We start from the raw sequence: 15,581 nt of genomic DNA on the forward strand, positions 1-15,581 counted from the left end.
GCCTCACGTGCGGGCCCACGCTTTGGATATGAAAGCGCGGGATTCGATATCCAGCCGTGACCGCTTGCGAGCACGTCCCTCTACCATGGGGGGCATGGACGTCGTGGACGTGGGCAGCGTGGCCGGAGACGCCGAGAACACGGCAGGCACCGAGGGCCACACCGGCCCGCACGGGTACAGCGCCCGCAGGGACGACCACATCAAGCGACTGCGCCGGATCGAGGGACAGATCCGCGGCCTGCAGCGCATGGTCGAGAACGACACCTACTGCATCGACATCCTCACCCAGGTCTCTGCGAGCACGAAGGCGCTCCAGTCCTTCGCGCTCAGCCTGCTGGAGGAGCACCTGCGTCACTGCGTCGCGGACGCGATGGAGAAGGGCGGCCCGGAGGCCGACGACAAGGTCGCCGAGGCCACCGCGGCGATCTCGCGCCTGCTGCGGTCCTGAGCGCGCCGGCCTCCGGCTCTATGCGGTGTCGTCCTCGTCGCTGACGCGCTGTTGCGGCACGCGTGGCCGGTTCGGGTCCCGCTCGACGTGGAGGATGGTGTCGATGCGGTCCAGTGGGAGCTTCGAGCGGGACGTGGCCGCGGCGGCGATCATGAGGTCGCCGTACATCTCGATCTCCGCAAGCGCGACCGGGTCATCTGCGGCCACACGCCACCTCCTCCCCTGGCCGGGAGAGCCGGGAGCCGGAAAAACCAACGGGTAGTCAACTCTTTACAGAGTAGGCAGCCCGTGCCGGACATGCATGGCACGTCTGGGCCATTTTGCGGCTACCACCCGCGTGCAGGCTTGCGGGCGACCCGGCGCTGCGCTACTTGCCCGACGGCGCGGCGCTCGGAGAGACGATGTCCTGGTCCGCCGGGACCGCGATCGCAACCGGGGTGCCGAAGTCCGAGAAGGCGCTCGTCGAGGTGACCACGACCTGGTCCTTGGCCGCCGTCGAGCCCGGGACCTGCGAGAACGTGAAGACCTCGACCACCTTGGCGATCCGCCCGTGCGAGTCCAGCCAGACGTCGTAGGGAACGTTCTTCACGGTGAAGGTGTGCGCGGCGACGTCGAGCCCCGTCCCGCCCGGACCGCCCGTCGCCTTGGCCGCCTCGGAGAGGTCGAGCGTTCCCTTGTAGTGCGTGAGGACTACGCCGTCGACGGTGGAGGTGCCCTCGCGCGTCGCCGTCTGGGCCCCGCGGAGCGCGTCCGAGGCGCTCGCCGGGTCGGTGGCGCCGGAGGAGACGAGGTTGCCGTCACCGAGCTGCTGCACCCCGAGCTTGATCCACTTGCCCTTCGGGACCTTGGCGCCGCTGTTCTGCATGTAGACGATGCCGGGGCTGGTCACCTCGTTCAGCTGCCCCGTCGCGCTGGTGCCCGCGCCCGGCGGGACGTCGACCGAGAGCTTGCCCAGGTGGTCGGCGTAGTCGTACGCGCCCGTGCCGTGCAGCGTCATCTGCTTGGTCGCCGAGGCGGTGTGCAGCGTGGTGGTGTCCTTGAGGAACCCGTTGTGGCCCGTGATGTCCGCGGCGGCGCGGACGGCGGTGAGCGGGTCGCCGGCCAGGTGGTCGGCCATCGGGTTGAAGGTCTGCGCGTCACTGCTGGCGCCGGTGGCGCTGCTTCCCGAGCAGGCGCTCAGGCCCGCCACGACAAGGACGGCAGCGGTGACGGCGAGGGCCGCGCGGGGGGCGCGGCTGGCGCGGGGGGCGCGAGACATAGAGGTCCTCCTGGACACGCGTGCGTGTGCGCTGTGAACAACGAGGAGGGCGGAGGGCGGTTACGGCCGTCCGGGTTACCGTTATCAGGTGACCAATACGACGGGTCCGGCCGCCCCGACGCAACGGGAGAGCTCGCACGAGACGTCTGTCACGGAGAAGGGCGCGTTCGCCGTCGCCCAGTGCAGCTGCGGCTGGTACGCCCCGGCCCGTCGCTCCCGCGACAAGGCCCGCAGGGACGCGGATCAGCACGAGGCTGACGCGTAGCGACTGTGCTGTCAGGGCCGGTTGCACTGTCTGGGGGCGCAACGTCACGGCGTGCGGTACGTCCACCTGTGCGGTACGGCACCCAATTGCAACTGATTCGGGTGGAGTGTCGTCTACTAGCGCGTAACCACACCGCCGGCAGGTAGAAGGAACAGCATGGGCGACAACCGGACCAGCCGCCGTACTCTCCTCCGAGTCGGTGGCGCGCTTGCCGCGGGCGTCGGGCTTGCCGCGTGCAGTGGGACGAAGACACCGCAGGCCGGAGCAACCGGCGCGTCCGCGCCGTCCGTGGTGCCGACGAGCGTCTCCGGCTCGCCGCTGTCCACCTCCGCCGCCGCGAACTGGACCGCGCTCGCCAAGGACCTCAGCGGGACGCTGGTCCGGCCCGGGGACTCGCGCTACGGCGAAGCCGTCGAGCTGTTCCAGCCGCAGTACGACGCCGTGCGCCCCGCCGCGGTCGCGTACGTCGCATCCGCGCAGGACGTGGCCACCTGCCTCGCGTTCGCCCGGCGCTACCGGGTGCCGATCGTGCCGCGGAACGGCGGTCACAGCTACGCCGGCTGGTCCACCGTCAGCAACGGCCTGGTGCTCGACGTGGGGCGGCTCAACACCGTCTCGTCGAACGGCAGCGTCGGCGCGGGCGCGCGGCTGATCGACGTGTACAACGGCCTCGCCGCCTACGGGCGGACGATACCCGCGGGGTCCTGCCCCAGCGTGGGCGTCACCGGGCTCGCGCTCGGCGGCGGCGTCGGGGTGACCGGGCGGGCCAACGGACTGACGACGGACAACCTGGTCGGCGCGGAGATCGTCACCCCCGACGGCCGGATCCGCGAGGTGAACGCGAGCAGCGACGCGGACCTGTTCTGGGCGCTGCGCGGCGCGGGCGGCGGCAACTTCGGTGTGGTGACCCGGCTGGACTTCCGGACGCACCCGGCGGACGACTGCGCCTACGGGTTCCTCTCCTGGCCGTGGTCCCGGGCGGCCGCGGTGATCGAGGCGTGGCAGTCGTGGGCGCCGACCGCGCCGGACGCGCTCTGGTCCAACCTGCACCTGGTCGCCGACGCCGACGGCAAGCTCAGCATCAGCTCCACGGTGAACCTGCTCGGCGGATCGCGGACCGAACTGGGCAACCTGGTCGACCAGCTGACGGTCCGCCCGTCGAGCGTGTCGCTGCACAGCGCGTCGTACCTGACGACCATGCAGATCATGGGCGGGGTCGCGGGCGAGTCGATCGCGCGGGCGCACGTGCACGGCCAGCTGCCCGGCCACAACCCGGCGGGGACCGTCACCCGGTCCAACTACGGTGCGCGCTCCGACATCTACACGCGCCGCCTGAGCGGAGCGGGCGCGGCGGCCGTGGTCGACGCGGTGGCTCGCTACCCGCAGACGGCCCCGGCCGGGGGCCAGGCCGCAGTCGCGTTCGACGCGCTCGGCGGGGCGATCAACCGGGTGGGCGCGCAGAGCACCGCGTTCGTCCACCGGGACGGCCTCTTCATGGCGCAGTACACCGCCGACTACACCAGCGGCAGCAGCGCGGCGGCGGCCAGCTGGGCCTGGCTGGACGACACCTGGGTCGGCCTGCGCCCGTACGCGAGCGGCGAGGCGTACCAGAACTACATCGACCCGCACCTGCGCAACTGGGAGCAGGCCTACTACGGGGTCAACGCGACCCGTCTGCGGCAGGTCAAGCGGACGTACGACCCGACGGGGCTGTTCCGCTTCCCGCAGGGCGTGCCGTTGGCGTGAGGCGTGCCGTCGGGGTGAGGCCGACGGGCTGACGGGCTGACGGCCTGACGGCCTGCCTGACGAGGCCTCAGGCGGCGAGGTCCTGCTCGGGCTGCTCCGGGTCGCTGCCGGGGCCGTCGCCCGGGCCGACCGGGTGGACGGCGGGGCCGCGTCCACGCCCCGCGGCGCGCGCCGGAGCGCGGACGAGCGGCGCGAGCGCCGTGCGCGTCAGCGCCTGCACGAAGGGCGTGAGCACCGCCATGGCAATCGGTGCGAGCAGCAGCACGACGGCGGTGGCGAGGGCGTAGCCGCCCAGGATGTCCGAGGGGTAGTGCACCCCCGCGAAGATGCGGAGGAAGCCCTCGATCGCGGCCAACCCGATGCCGACGAGCCCCAACCGGCGGTTGACCAGGAAGAGGCCGATCGCGACGGCCATGGTGAAGGTCGCGTGGTCACTGGCGAACGACCCGTTGGACTGGTGCTTCAGCAGCAGGTCGATCTGTCCGGGGTGGTCGACGAACGGTCTCGGTCTCTGCACCATCGCCCGGACCGGGATGTTCATCAGCAACGCCAGCCCGGCCGCGAGCCCGGCCCACAGCACCCCGGCGACACCCGCGGGCGCGCTCGACTCCCGACGCGCCGTCAGCCAGGCGCCCAGCAGCAGCAACACGGACGCGAGCGGGATCCCGTACTCACCGAGATACGCCAGCCCGCTGTCCACCCCGTGCGGCAGGTGCTCCGCAAGGCCGTTGACCCAATGGACGACGGCCCAGTCGACGTTCCCACCGGCACCGTCCGCCAGTTGCGAGCCCACCCCGCACCTCCGCTGTCCCGCGCACTCACATAGCCGTCGAGCAACCCCCGTTGCGTCGTTGCACCAAGGTCAAGTGTGCTCGTCTGACGGCGGGCACAACGGAGCGAATGCCCCAAAGCGTTCCTTCTAGCAAGGAAGTTATCGGAATGTTGCCCTTCGCTCACGGGACGCACACAAGCGGCGCGCCTCACCGCGGGTCACTGGCCGTTGGCGATGGTGCCGTTCGGCTGGAGGGCCGGGAGGGCGTTGGCGCCGCCACTGGTGACACGGGTGGCGCCGAAGTAGTCGCCCTCGGCGTCGATGGAGTCGTAGCGGATGACCGCGCCGGTGTGCGGGGCGTTGATCATCATGCCGCCGCCGACGTAGATGCCGACGTGGTGGATGGTCGCCGGGTCGTGCGCGTCGGTGGCGAAGAAGACCAGGTCGCCCGGCTGGAGCTGACTGCGGCTCGGGTGCGGGCCTGCGTACCACTGGTCGGCGGCGACGCGTGGCAGCGTGATGCCGACGCTGGCGTAGGCCGCCTGGGTCAGCCCGCTGCAGTCGAAGCGGTACCCCTGCGAGGCGAGGCCCTCGCCGCCCCAGAGGTAGGGCGTGCCGAGCTTGGTCTGCGCGAAGTAGATCGCGCCCGCGGCCTGGTAGGAGAAGGCGACGGTGGTCACCGCGGTGAAGGACTGCGCGAGCCGCTTGATGTTGGTGACGTAGTTCTGCGTCTCGGTGATCGCCGGTACGCCACCCGCGCTGATCACCGCATACGGCCCCGCGTTGTAGGCCGCGAGCATGTTCGACTGGTGGTCACCCGGCACGTTGGCGGTGTCCTTGGCCAGCTGGCAGTCGTAGGACGCGGCGGAGGGAATCGCGTCCGCCGGGTCCCAGACGCTCGGCGTCTGTGAATGCGTCGGGTCGATGCCGTAGATCTTCCAGGTACCCGGCATGAACTGCGCTATCCCCTGCGCACCGACCGGACTGACCGCGCTCGGGTTGAAGCCGCTCTCCTGGTAGAGCTGGGCCGCGAGCAGAGGCGGCGTCAGTTGCGGGCAGAGGTTGCCCCATTGCTGGATCAGCCCGGTGTACGCGGTGGGCACCGTCCCCGGCGCGAGCGAGAGCGCGCCCTGCGCGGCGGCCTGGTTGAGCGATCCGGCCGCGGCGAGCGTTCCGACGACGATCAATGTCATCATCAGTCCGAGGACCACGACGATGCCACCGCCGGCCAGCGCGATCCTGCGCGACGCCGCCATCAGGGCCCTCCGAGACGTATGGATCGAACGGGACTAGCGGTGCACGTACGGGCGAACGCTTTCGGACAGTGTCCGCAGGAGCATTGCCGAACGCAATCACCGGCGACACGGAGAGTTAGCGGTAGGGTCGAATGTGTGATGCACACGGGGTTTCGTCCGGTCCTGCGGACCCCCATCGTGTCAGCTGTGACGCGCGCCTCGGGAGAGAACCTTCCGAAAGTGGCCAAGTCGACATCGGATCTGGCCAAGAATAGGACCGGGCCCTTCGCCACGGCCGGGCGTTGGGCTTTGAATGATGATCAGGTGGGTGGTTGCGTTGTATCTGAGTGCAGGCAAGGGTGACATCAACACCATCATCGGCGGCATCGCGCCCAACTGGGGCCCGTTCGCCAGCCTGGGCGACCAGGCCCGGACGATGGTCGAGGTCGTGATGGCGGTCGCCATTCTGGCGTGTCTCGCCATCGCCATCTGGGGCGCGGCCAAGCAGCGCATCGGCGCGACGGCGCTGCGCGACACATTCAGCGCGGAACAGGGCAAAGGACTGATCATCGCCGGCCTGACCGGCGTGTTCATCATCGGTTCCCTCGGCACGCTCTTCACCATTGTGTATGGGATGGCGATCTGATTACCCGTCTGCTTCGCCGCCCAGCGCCGAGGCCGGGTCGCAGCCGCGTCCCAGCCTGAACCGACCGCCCGAACTGACCAGCCCGGTTCTGGCCCGGTTCGGTGAATCCCCGCCCACGGGTCACCGTCCGAGTGTCAGAGTTGACGCACGCCCCTCCGGGGTGTGCGACGTCTGCCCGCCTGCCCGCCCACCCTCGTCCCAAGGGGGCCGCCGTGTCGTTCTCCGACGACCAGCCGCACACGCGTACCCGCCTCCCGGCCGGCGAGCAGCCGACGGCACCTCAGGCGTCGGGCCTGCGGCGACTGAAGACGTTGGCGGCGGTCTTCGTGATCGTCTTCCTGATGGTGGTCGCCGTGGCGGTGATCAACCGCACGAACGGCAGTGCGAACAGTGGCGGCGGCAACGGCACCTCCAACGACGCCGGCTCGGCCCCGGGCGCGAGCGCCTCGGCGACGGCCCCGACGGGCACCCAGCCGGTGACGACCACGCAGAACGGCATCGGCGTCCAGTACCCGCACACCAGCGAGGGCGCGCAGAGCGCGGCGGCGAACTACAGCGTGGCGCTGGGGTCGAGCGAGATGTACGCGACCGCGAGTCGCCACGCGATAGTGGCGACGGTGACGGACCCTTCCGTCACGTCCACCCTGCAGGGCCAGTTCGACTCCTCTTACGCAGCACAAGCCGCCAAGCTCGGTCTAACCAACGGTCAGGCCTCCGGCGGTTTGGTCTTCGTGTGCCGCCCCAACCCGGTCGGCACGAAGCTGGACTCCTACTCGCAGGACAAGGCCACAGTCGAGATCTGGACCAACGGCTTGATCGGCCTGGCGGGTCAGGGATCCACCTCTCCGGTGACGGAGTTCTGGTTCACCATGACCCTGCAGCTCCACTGGGCGAACGGGGACTGGAAGGTCCTGGCGTACTCCCAGGTCGACGGCCCCACGCCCGTGAGCGGAAACCAACCCGCGTCCGACTCCACCACCATCGCCAACGCCGCCACCCAGTTCGGGGGGTTCCGCTATGCCCGTTGATTTCCGCCGAATCCTCCCGCTCGCGACGGGCATGGCAGCTCTTCAGACGATGATGCTCGCAGGCATGGCGATGGCCGCGCCGGGCCCGACCGCTTCTCCGGTCCCCAGTCCCTCGCCGTCCTCGACGGCCAACTGTTCCGGACTGATCGGCTTCGCCAAGTCGTTCTGTGAACAGGGCCAGAACACCAACACCCAGCCCGCCGGCGGGCTGACCAACTCCCTCGACCCCGTCCAGTCGCTGGCGAACAGCTGTGCCAGCGCCGCTGCGTGGATCGTGCGGCAGTTGTCCGCCGGGATCGACAAGACGTCCAACGTCGACTTCACCAACCCCGCGTTCCTCCAGCAGTACGCGATCGTCTTCGCCGCCGCGACCTTTCTGACGCTCCTCCTCTGGCTGCTGGCGATCACCAAGCGCGCCGCGCGCGGCGTCCCGCTGACGACGGCGTTCGGGGAGGCGATCGGGTTTCTCTGGCTGACCGTCATCTCCTCGGCGTTCACGCCGCTGATCCTCTACACCGTTGTCAGCGCCACCGACGGGCTGACCGCGGGCATCGCCGCCGGGACGAAAACGGACACCGCGACCTATCTGGGCACCTTCGCCGACACCCTCACCTCGGGGAAGATCGGCGGCGGGCCGATCATCCTGGTGTTCGTCTCGCTGATCGCGATCCTCGCCGCCACGGTCGTGTGGCTGGAGATGTGGATCCGCACCGCGATGCTCTACATCGGGGCGCTGCTCGGGACGGTCGTCTACGCCGGGCTGGTCGACAAGCAGATGTGGAAGCACGTCCGGCGCTGGGCCGGGCTGATGATCGCGATCATCCTGATCAAACCGATCATCGTCATAGTGCTGGGCCTCGCCGGGGCGATCGCCTCCTCCGCCGGAGCCAACGACGCGTTCTCGACCGTCACTTCAGGCGTGGCGATCCTGGCCCTGTCCATCTTCGCCAGCTCGGTGATCTACCGCTTCGTGCCCGGCTTCGGCGACGACATGGTCGCCATGCGCCAGGCCCGTGCCCAGGCGGTCAGCGCCGGGCGCGCGATCGTCAACGGACCGGCCAACTTCATGAAGCAGGGCATCAACACCCACGCGGGCCGTGACGGCGAGGGCGGCGGCAACGGAGGCGGAGGCGGGAGCCGGGGCGACTCGGCGGGCGTCTCGCCAGGCATCGCCGCGCACGCCACGCGGACCGCGCCCCCGCAGCAGGGCGGCGGGCACGACCAGACGGCCGGGGCCAGGGGCACCGGGGGCACCGGGGGCAACAGCGGTAACGGCACCACCAGCACGTTCGCGAAGGGAGGCGGGAGCTAGACGTGTCCACCCCACCCGTCGGGCAGTACCGGCGCACCTATCTCATCGGCAAGGCCAAGCCCAATGCGGTGATCGGACGGAACCGCGACGGCGGCGAGGTCTTTCTGATCATCTTCTGCGCCTTCCTCGGCATGATGTGGGGCGTCCTCGTCCCCGTCCTGCCGATCCGGCTGATCGGGCTGATCGGCTTTCCGCTGCTCGGGTTCGCGGTCGTCTACCTCCCCTACCGCAAGCGGACCTTCTACAAGTGGGCGGAGATCAACCGCACCTACAAGCGGATGACCCGCTCTCCCGTCGCGCTCTACCGCTCCGGCGCGATGGAGGCCGGGACGGGGCTGGCGGGCGGCGAGGTGGAGGTCGGCCCGCCGCCCGGCATCGGGCGGATCCGCTGGCTGACAGCGCCGTTCGGCCCGGACGAGGTGGCCGTGCTGCTGCACCTGGACCGGCGCACCGTCACCGCCGCCATCGAGATCGAGGGCCCCGGCGTCGGACTCCGCGACAGCGAGGACCAGGAAGCCCTGGTGGAACGGTTCGGCACGCTGCTGCGCCATGTCGCCAACGGCGACGGCTTCGTGACGCGGCTGCAGATGCTGGCCCGCACCCTCCCCGCCGACCCGGACGCGCACGCCAAGGACGTCGCCCGGCGCGGCGACGAGCAGTCGCCGGAGTGGCTCAAGCACTCCTACGACCAGCTCCAGGCGATGGTCTCCACCTCCTCCGAGCAGCACCGCGCCTACCTCGTCGCCTGCATGCCCTACACCCGCGAACTGGCCGCCGAGGCGCAGGCGATGGGTCGCACCGCGCAGGCCCGTGCCCGCGGCGACGAGGGCCTGGCCGCGGTCATGGCCCGTGAGCTGACCGACATCTGCGCCCGGCTCGCCGAGGCCGACATCCGGGTCCGGCAGCCCCTCGGCCAGGCTCGCCTGGCGTCGCTGCTGCACTCGATGTACGACCCTGACCACCAGATCGACCACATCCAGGCCATGTCCCGCCGCAACGCTTGGCCGGCCGAGCTGGACGCCACCCAGGCCCACTACCTGCAGGCCAAGACCCGCGAGTCGGCGACCCGCGAGCCGTGGTGCCACGCCACCGCATGGATCAAGGAGTGGCCGCTGACCCCCGTCGGCGTCAACTTCCTGGCCCCGCTGCTGGTGCACACCCCGGACGTGATCCGCACCGTCGCCGTCTGCATGGACCTGGAACCCACCGACGTCGCCATCGAACGGATGCTCACCGAGAAGACCAACGACGAGGCGGAGGCCAGCCGCGCCGCCAAGATGAACCGCACCGTCGACCCGCGCGACCTGGCCCACACCGGTCGCGTCGACCAGCGCGGCGAGGACCTCGCCTCCGGCGCGGCGGGGGTGAACCTGGTCGGCTACATCACCGTCAGTTCGCGCTCTCCCGAGGCGCTGGCGCGCGACAAGCGCACCATTCGCGCCTCTTCCGGCAAGAGCTTCCTCAAGCTGGAATGGTGCGACCGGGAACACCACCGGGCCTTTGTGAACACCCTCCCCTTCGCCACCGGCATCCGCCGCTGACCCCCTCGAACCACACGATCCACCGATCCACTGGAGGCCGGCCATGGCAGCACCGCTCGGAGGCATCACCGAGGGGTTCACCAGCTTTCTCTTCGGCAAGACGGAGACGACCCGGCTTCCCGTGCGCACCTCCACCGGCCAGGCCCAGGCCGTCTACCTGCCGACGGCCGCGCCCGGCCTGGGCGACTCCGGCGTGATCATCGGCCGCGAGGTCTACAGCGGCAAGGGCTACGTCTACGACCCGTTCCAGCTCTACGGCCAGCAGCTGCCCGCGCCGCACTGGCTGGTACTGGGCGAGTCGGGCAACGGCAAGTCCGCGCTGGAGAAGACCTACGTGCTGCGGCAACTGCGCTTCCGCGACCGGCAGGTCGTGGTGCTGGACGCCCAGGGCGAGGACGGCGTCGGCGAGTGGAACCTGATCGCCAAGGCGCTGGGGATAACGCCGGTCCGGCTGGACCCGCAGGCCGCGCTGAACGGCGGCGTCAAGCTCAACCCGCTCGACCCCGCCATCACCCAGACCGGCCAGCTGGCGCTGCTGCGCACCATCATCGAGGTGGCGATGGGCCGCAGCATCGAGGAGCGCGCCGGCTTCGCGCTCAAGGCCGCACACGCGCACGTCATCGCCACGGTGACGGAGCGTCAGCCGGTGCTCGGCGACATCATCGACGCGCTGCGCACCCCCAACACCGACTCCATCGACGCGCTCGGCGTCTCCCTGGACGAGATCCAGACCTGGGGCCTGGACGTCGCCCTGGTCCTGGACCGTCTCGTCGACGGCGACCTGCGGGGCATGTTCGACGGCCCGACCACCACCGGCATCGACCTCGACGCGCCGCTGATCGTCTTCGACCTCTCGCACATCGACCGCAACTCGATCGCCATGCCGATCCTGATGGCGATCGTGGGCGTCTGGCTGGAGCACACCTGGATCAGGCCGGACCGCAGGAAGCGCATCTTCCTGGTCGAGGAGGCCTGGCACATCATCAACTCCCCGTTCGTCGCCCAGCTGTTCCAGCGGCTGCTGAAGTTCGGGCGACGTCTCGGCCTTTCGTTCGTCGCCGTCGTCCATCACCTCTCCGACGTCGTCGACGGTGCGGCGGCGAAGGAGGCGTCGGCGATCCTCAAGATGGCCTCGACCAGGACCATCTACATGCAGAAGGCCGACGAGGCACGCGCCACCGGAAAGGTGCTGGGCCTGCCGCGCTGGGCGGTGGAAATCATCCCCACCCTGTCGCCCGGCATCGCGGTCTGGGACGTCAACGGTAACGTCCAGGTGGTGAAGCACATCATCACCGACCTGGAACGCCCGCTCGTCTACACGGACCGCGCCATGACCGAGGACGCCATCGCGGAGCGCACCCGCGCCTCACAGCAACTCGCTGACGACCCGGCCGCGTGATGTCCTGGTCGGCCCCGCGCGGTTCCTCGCCCCGTCGTCAGGATCGTCTCGGTCGCCAGCCCCAGGGCCCGGTGGGCGGGCCTGGGCGCGGTCCGGGTCCTGGCCGAGGTGAGGGGCCTGGCCTTGGTGGTCCGGGTCCTGGCCGAGGTGCAGGACCTGCTGGTGGTGCCGGCCCTGATCGTGGTTCCGGCCCCGATCGCGGTGCCGGTCCTGGCGGGCAGCCGGGCGCGGGGCCGCGGCGCGGCGGCATCCCGGACGGGGCGATCGTCGGGCTGCTGGCCTTCCTGCTCGGGACGACGGCGCTGTTCTGGACCGCGACCGGCCTCGGCGGTCTGGTGGACCACGGTCACTTCCCGCACCCGCTCCCCTTCCTGTCGACGGCGAGCGCGATCCGCCATCTCGCCACCGACCCCAACGACCTGCCGGGCGCATGGCCGACGACCACGGCGTCGACACTGCCCTCCGCGCTGGCGTTCTGGCTGACCTTCTTCGCGATGCTCGCGCTGGTCCTGGCCGGGCTGATCGCCGTCGCCACCGCGCGCGCCCGCCACCGCGCCGCAGTTGCGGCGGCCTCGGCTGCTTTGGCGGCTTCGACTCCGGGATCGGGGACGGGGTCGGGGGCGGGGTCGGCGGGGACCGTGCCGGAGGGGGCGTTCCCCCGGCAGGCGGACGACGAGGGCGCGGTCCGCGCGGACGCGGCGCCGACGACCGCCTACGCCGAGCCGTGGCCCGACAGCGGTTCGCCGATCAGCGGTTCGCCGACCAGTGGACCACCTGTCACCCCGCCCCCGGGCGCAGGCATAGCACCCGCCCCGACCCAGCCGCGTCCCTGGTACGTCGGCGAGGCCGCCGCCACGTTCACCCTGCCTCCAGGCACAACGTGCGTCTTCGCCCCCGAGGCGACGGCGACCGCACGCCGGTCCCTCGTGCAGCGCGTGATCGCCGACGCCACCACGCAGCCGCTCGTCGTCGTCGGCGCCGACCCGGCGCTGTGGGAGCAGCGCCCGGCGCACCGGCGCGCGTCCCGGTTCGACCCGCAGCAGATCAGCGCCGAGGATCCCGAGCACCCGCGCGGCCGTTGGGCCCCGCACGGCGGCTGCGAGGACCCCGCCGTCGCCACCGCCCGGGCCCACGCCCTGCTGCTGCCGACGACCCGGCCGACCTCCGACGCCTCGGACGTCCAGGAGAAGGCTGTCCGCGATCTCGCCGAGACCCTGCTGCGCTGCTGGCTGCACGCCGCAGCACTCGACAACCGGCCGTTCCGGCACGTCGCCCGCTGGGCGAGCACGGCAGGCGGTGCGTCCGGCGGCAGTGGCGCTCCCCGTCAGGAGGCCGTGGCGATCCTCAACACCACGGACGCCCACCGCTCCGGCGAGGGCTGGGGCGGCCTGCTCCAAGCGGCGTTGTTGCACCCCTCCCCCTCGCTCGACGCCGCACTCGCTCGCATCCGAGCCGCCCTGGCGTCCGTTGGCGAGCTGCACATCCTGGCAGCCTGCACACCCGACTCGCCGTCCGCCGCGCTCGACCCAGGGATGCTGCTGCGCGAGGGCGAGGTCAACAGCCTCTACGTCCTCGGCCAGGCGGGCGAGACGCGGTTGCGGGACGACGTACCGGGGATGTCCCACAGCGCGATGCCGCTGCTCACCGCACTTGTGGACGACACCTTCGAGCGCGCACGCCGGGCCGCAGCCCGCTCCGCGAGCGGACGGATCGACCCAGCCCTGCTCTGGGTGCTCGACGACGTCGCCGCGGTGGCGCCCTTCCCCGGGCTGCCCGAACTCATGGCCAGGGGCGGCCCGATGGGCCTGCACGCCCTCGCCGTCCTGCGCTCCCCCGAGCAGGCCCGCGCCCGCTGGGGCGAACGCGCCGTCCACAGCCTGTGGACGAACTCCGACAACCGCGCCGTCCTCGGCCCGCTGGAGCCGCAGGCCCTGACGGCACTGCTGGTTGGACTCAACTACTCCCTCCCGGGCGGCGGTCCGGCTCGACCCGAGTCGATCGGACCCGAGTCGATCCGTCTGGGCCGCGACGAGCTGCTGCTCCTGCCCGGACGCCGTCCCGACGGCGCGACGCCGCAACGTTTCCGCATCGGGAGCTGAGGACCGCGGACTGCGTCTGCCGGGCCTCATCGCCCTGCCGTACGCTCGGTGCTTCGACCGGCCCTGCCGGGCACAGCGCCTGTACGAGCCGTACGACCCGCGCGAGCTGCACGGGCCGCGCGAGCTGCACGGGCCGCGCGAGAGCAATACGGGCAAGTCATACGGCACCACACGGGTTGCGCACACCGCAGCGACCGCCACGACGACAAAGGACCGCAGAGAGATGAGCAGCAACGGCGGCTGGTGGCAGCCGCCCCGGCCAACGCCACCCGGCCCGCGCATGGGACCACCGATGGGACCGCCCCCGGGCCAGTGGCCGGGTGCCGGCCCCGGCGGGCCCTGGGGTCACGTGCCCCCGCCCCCGAAGCCGGGCGTGATCCCGCTGCGACCGCTGAGCATCGGCGACATCATCAGCGGCATCTTCATGACGATCCGCTTCAACTTCCTTGCGGTCTACGGCCCCGTGTTCATCACGGCCGTCGGATGCGTCGTGCTCTTCGGCCTCCTCGGCGTCACCGAGTGGACCCCGCTGCACACCTTCTGGGTCGACGCCAAGAACAACGCCAACAACGCGGGTTGGCACCCGAGCACCGGCGAGATCACCAACGCAGCAGTCGCTTTTGGGCTGTTGATGCTGCTGACCCTCGTCAGCTCCCTGGCGATCTACATCAGCGCCAACCTCGGCAGCCTCGCCACCCTCCGCCACGCGGTCGTCGGCCGTCGGGTGACGTTCAAGCAGAGCCTGCGCGAGGGCCTGCCGCACCTGTGGCGGCTGCTCGGTGCGATCCTGCTCATGGGTGTGGTGGCTTTCGGCGGCCTCATCGTCGCCGTCGCCGTGGCCTTGCTCATCGGCCTCGCCGCGGGCGCGGGCGCAGGCGCGGCGATGGGCGTCCTGCTCTACTTCCCCGCCGGGCTCTGGGGTATCTACGTGCAGGTCCGGCTCGTGACGCTCCCCGGCGTCGTGATGCTGGAGGGCGCACGTCCCCTCGCTGCCTTCAAGCGCGCCTGGCGTCTCAACGCCGGTGCCTGGTGGCGCTCGTGCGGAACCCTGTTCCTGATCACGCTGCTGGGCAGTGTCGTCAGTTACGTCGTCACGATGCCCTTCTCGCTCTGGGCGAGCACCGTCAGCGGGTTCGCGGGCATGGCCACGAGCAACCCCAACGACCCCAACCAGTTCCGTGCGCTGCTGATCGCCGAGTTGCTGTACTTCGCCCTCGTCATGCCGGTCTCGGTGGTGGTCAACCTGCTCACCCTGCCGCTCATGCCCGTTGGTCAGGGCCTGATGTACATGGACCGCCGCATCCGCCGCGAGAGCCTCGACCTCCAACTGGCCGAGGAGGCCGGCTTCCTGATCCACCAGCCGACCGTCCCCACGCAGGCCTCGCCCGAGCCGCAGGAGTCGTCCCCCGAGGACGCGCCTCAGGCACCGTAGCAGGAAGCAACGCAAAGAGGGCCGTTGGGGAGAACATCCCCCAACGGCCCTCTCGCTTTCCCGTCTCCTGCACGCCGGCCTCCGGCCCCCGCTTCCTACGGCTCGGTGTCTTCCTCCCACCTCCGGGGGCTTCCGCCCAGGAAAGCCTGTGTGCCGGGCACGAGGCCGCCCTAGTGGCTTCCCAAGGACCCCAACTCCGGCGGACCACCTATTGCGTTGCCGCAAAAGCAAGATGGCCCCCTGACACGCGGTCAGGGGGCCATCTTTTAAACTTTGTTCGGCGGCGTCCTACTCTCCCACAGGGTCCCCCCTGCAGTACCATCGGCGCTGTGAGGCTTAGCTTCCGGGTTCGGAATGTAACCGGGCGTTTCCCTCACGCTATGACCACCGAAACACGATG

At 70.7% G+C, this 15,581-nt stretch carries 14 protein-coding genes and 1 rRNA gene; 10 read left to right on the forward strand and 5 right to left on the reverse strand.

Going from position 1 to position 15,581, the window contains the following annotated elements:
- The first annotated feature begins 94 nt into the window (after positions 1–94).
- A complete protein-coding gene (locus I2501_RS30220) occupies positions 95–448 on the forward strand; it encodes a metal-sensitive transcriptional regulator (RefSeq protein ID WP_196197465.1) in 354 nt (117 codons plus the stop codon).
- Positions 449–466: 18 nt separating this feature from the next.
- On the opposite strand, the gene I2501_RS30225 is transcribed toward I2501_RS30220, so the two are convergent.
- Both I2501_RS30225 and I2501_RS30230 read right to left on the reverse strand, forming a co-directional pair.
- Complete coding sequence (locus I2501_RS30225; protein ID WP_196197506.1) at positions 467–655, reverse strand: hypothetical protein; 189 nt, start codon at positions 653–655, stop codon at positions 467–469.
- 160 nt (positions 656–815) lie between these two features.
- Positions 816–1,706: a LolA-like protein gene (locus I2501_RS30230; RefSeq protein ID WP_196197466.1), complete on the reverse strand. Its 891-nt coding sequence runs from the start codon at positions 1,704–1,706 to the stop codon at positions 816–818.
- Between the two features lie 88 nt (positions 1,707–1,794).
- On the opposite strand from I2501_RS30230, the gene I2501_RS30235 reads away from it, so the two are divergent.
- Positions 1,795–1,971, forward strand: coding sequence for a hypothetical protein (locus tag I2501_RS30235; protein ID WP_196197467.1), 177 nt, complete (start codon positions 1,795–1,797; stop codon positions 1,969–1,971).
- Between the two features lie 156 nt (positions 1,972–2,127).
- Positions 2,128–3,717, forward strand: a complete 1,590-nt coding sequence (locus I2501_RS30240; RefSeq protein ID WP_196197468.1) for an FAD-binding oxidoreductase — start codon at positions 2,128–2,130, stop codon at positions 3,715–3,717.
- A 67-nt stretch (positions 3,718–3,784) separates the two neighbouring features.
- Here I2501_RS30240 and I2501_RS30245 read toward each other — a convergent pair whose 3' ends face one another.
- Both I2501_RS30245 and I2501_RS30250 read right to left on the reverse strand, forming a co-directional pair.
- Positions 3,785–4,510, reverse strand: a complete 726-nt coding sequence (locus tag I2501_RS30245) for a phosphatase PAP2 family protein (protein WP_196197469.1) — start codon at positions 4,508–4,510, stop codon at positions 3,785–3,787.
- 197 nt (positions 4,511–4,707) lie between these two features.
- Positions 4,708–5,745, reverse strand: coding sequence for a bifunctional lytic transglycosylase/C40 family peptidase (locus I2501_RS30250; RefSeq protein ID WP_196197470.1), 1,038 nt, complete (start codon positions 5,743–5,745; stop codon positions 4,708–4,710).
- A 316-nt stretch (positions 5,746–6,061) separates the two neighbouring features.
- Between I2501_RS30250 and I2501_RS30255 the strand changes: the two genes are divergently transcribed.
- From I2501_RS30255 to I2501_RS30285, 7 genes are all read left to right on the forward strand, one after another.
- Positions 6,062–6,370, forward strand: coding sequence for a hypothetical protein (locus I2501_RS30255; RefSeq protein ID WP_196197504.1), 309 nt, complete (start codon positions 6,062–6,064; stop codon positions 6,368–6,370).
- Between the two features lie 212 nt (positions 6,371–6,582).
- Complete coding sequence (locus tag I2501_RS30260) at positions 6,583–7,398, forward strand: hypothetical protein (RefSeq protein WP_196197471.1); 816 nt, start codon at positions 6,583–6,585, stop codon at positions 7,396–7,398.
- A 31-nt stretch (positions 7,399–7,429) separates the two neighbouring features.
- Positions 7,430–8,710 carry a hypothetical protein gene (locus tag I2501_RS30265; protein ID WP_236047511.1) on the forward strand — a complete coding sequence of 427 codons (1,281 nt, stop codon included), beginning with the start codon at positions 7,430–7,432 and terminating at the stop codon, positions 8,708–8,710.
- Between the two features lie 2 nt (positions 8,711–8,712).
- Positions 8,713–10,251: an SCO6880 family protein gene (locus tag I2501_RS30270; RefSeq protein ID WP_196197472.1), complete on the forward strand. Its 1,539-nt coding sequence runs from the start codon at positions 8,713–8,715 to the stop codon at positions 10,249–10,251.
- Between the two features lie 43 nt (positions 10,252–10,294).
- Complete coding sequence (locus I2501_RS30275; RefSeq protein WP_196197473.1) at positions 10,295–11,650, forward strand: ATP-binding protein; 1,356 nt, start codon at positions 10,295–10,297, stop codon at positions 11,648–11,650.
- A 335-nt stretch (positions 11,651–11,985) separates the two neighbouring features.
- Positions 11,986–13,749 (forward strand): TraM recognition domain-containing protein, encoded by a 1,764-nt coding sequence (locus I2501_RS40785; protein ID WP_196197474.1) that lies wholly within the window; start codon positions 11,986–11,988, stop codon positions 13,747–13,749.
- A 349-nt stretch (positions 13,750–14,098) separates the two neighbouring features.
- Positions 14,099–15,181, forward strand: coding sequence for a hypothetical protein (locus I2501_RS30285; protein ID WP_196197475.1), 1,083 nt, complete (start codon positions 14,099–14,101; stop codon positions 15,179–15,181).
- Positions 15,182–15,456: 275 nt separating this feature from the next.
- Here I2501_RS30285 and rrf read toward each other — a convergent pair.
- A 5S ribosomal RNA gene (gene rrf, locus I2501_RS30290) occupies positions 15,457–15,573 on the reverse strand.
- Between the last annotated feature and the right edge of the window lie 8 nt (positions 15,574–15,581).

Source organism: Streptacidiphilus fuscans, from assembly GCF_015690355.1.
Classification (GTDB): domain Bacteria; phylum Actinomycetota; class Actinomycetes; order Streptomycetales; family Streptomycetaceae; genus Streptacidiphilus; species Streptacidiphilus fuscans.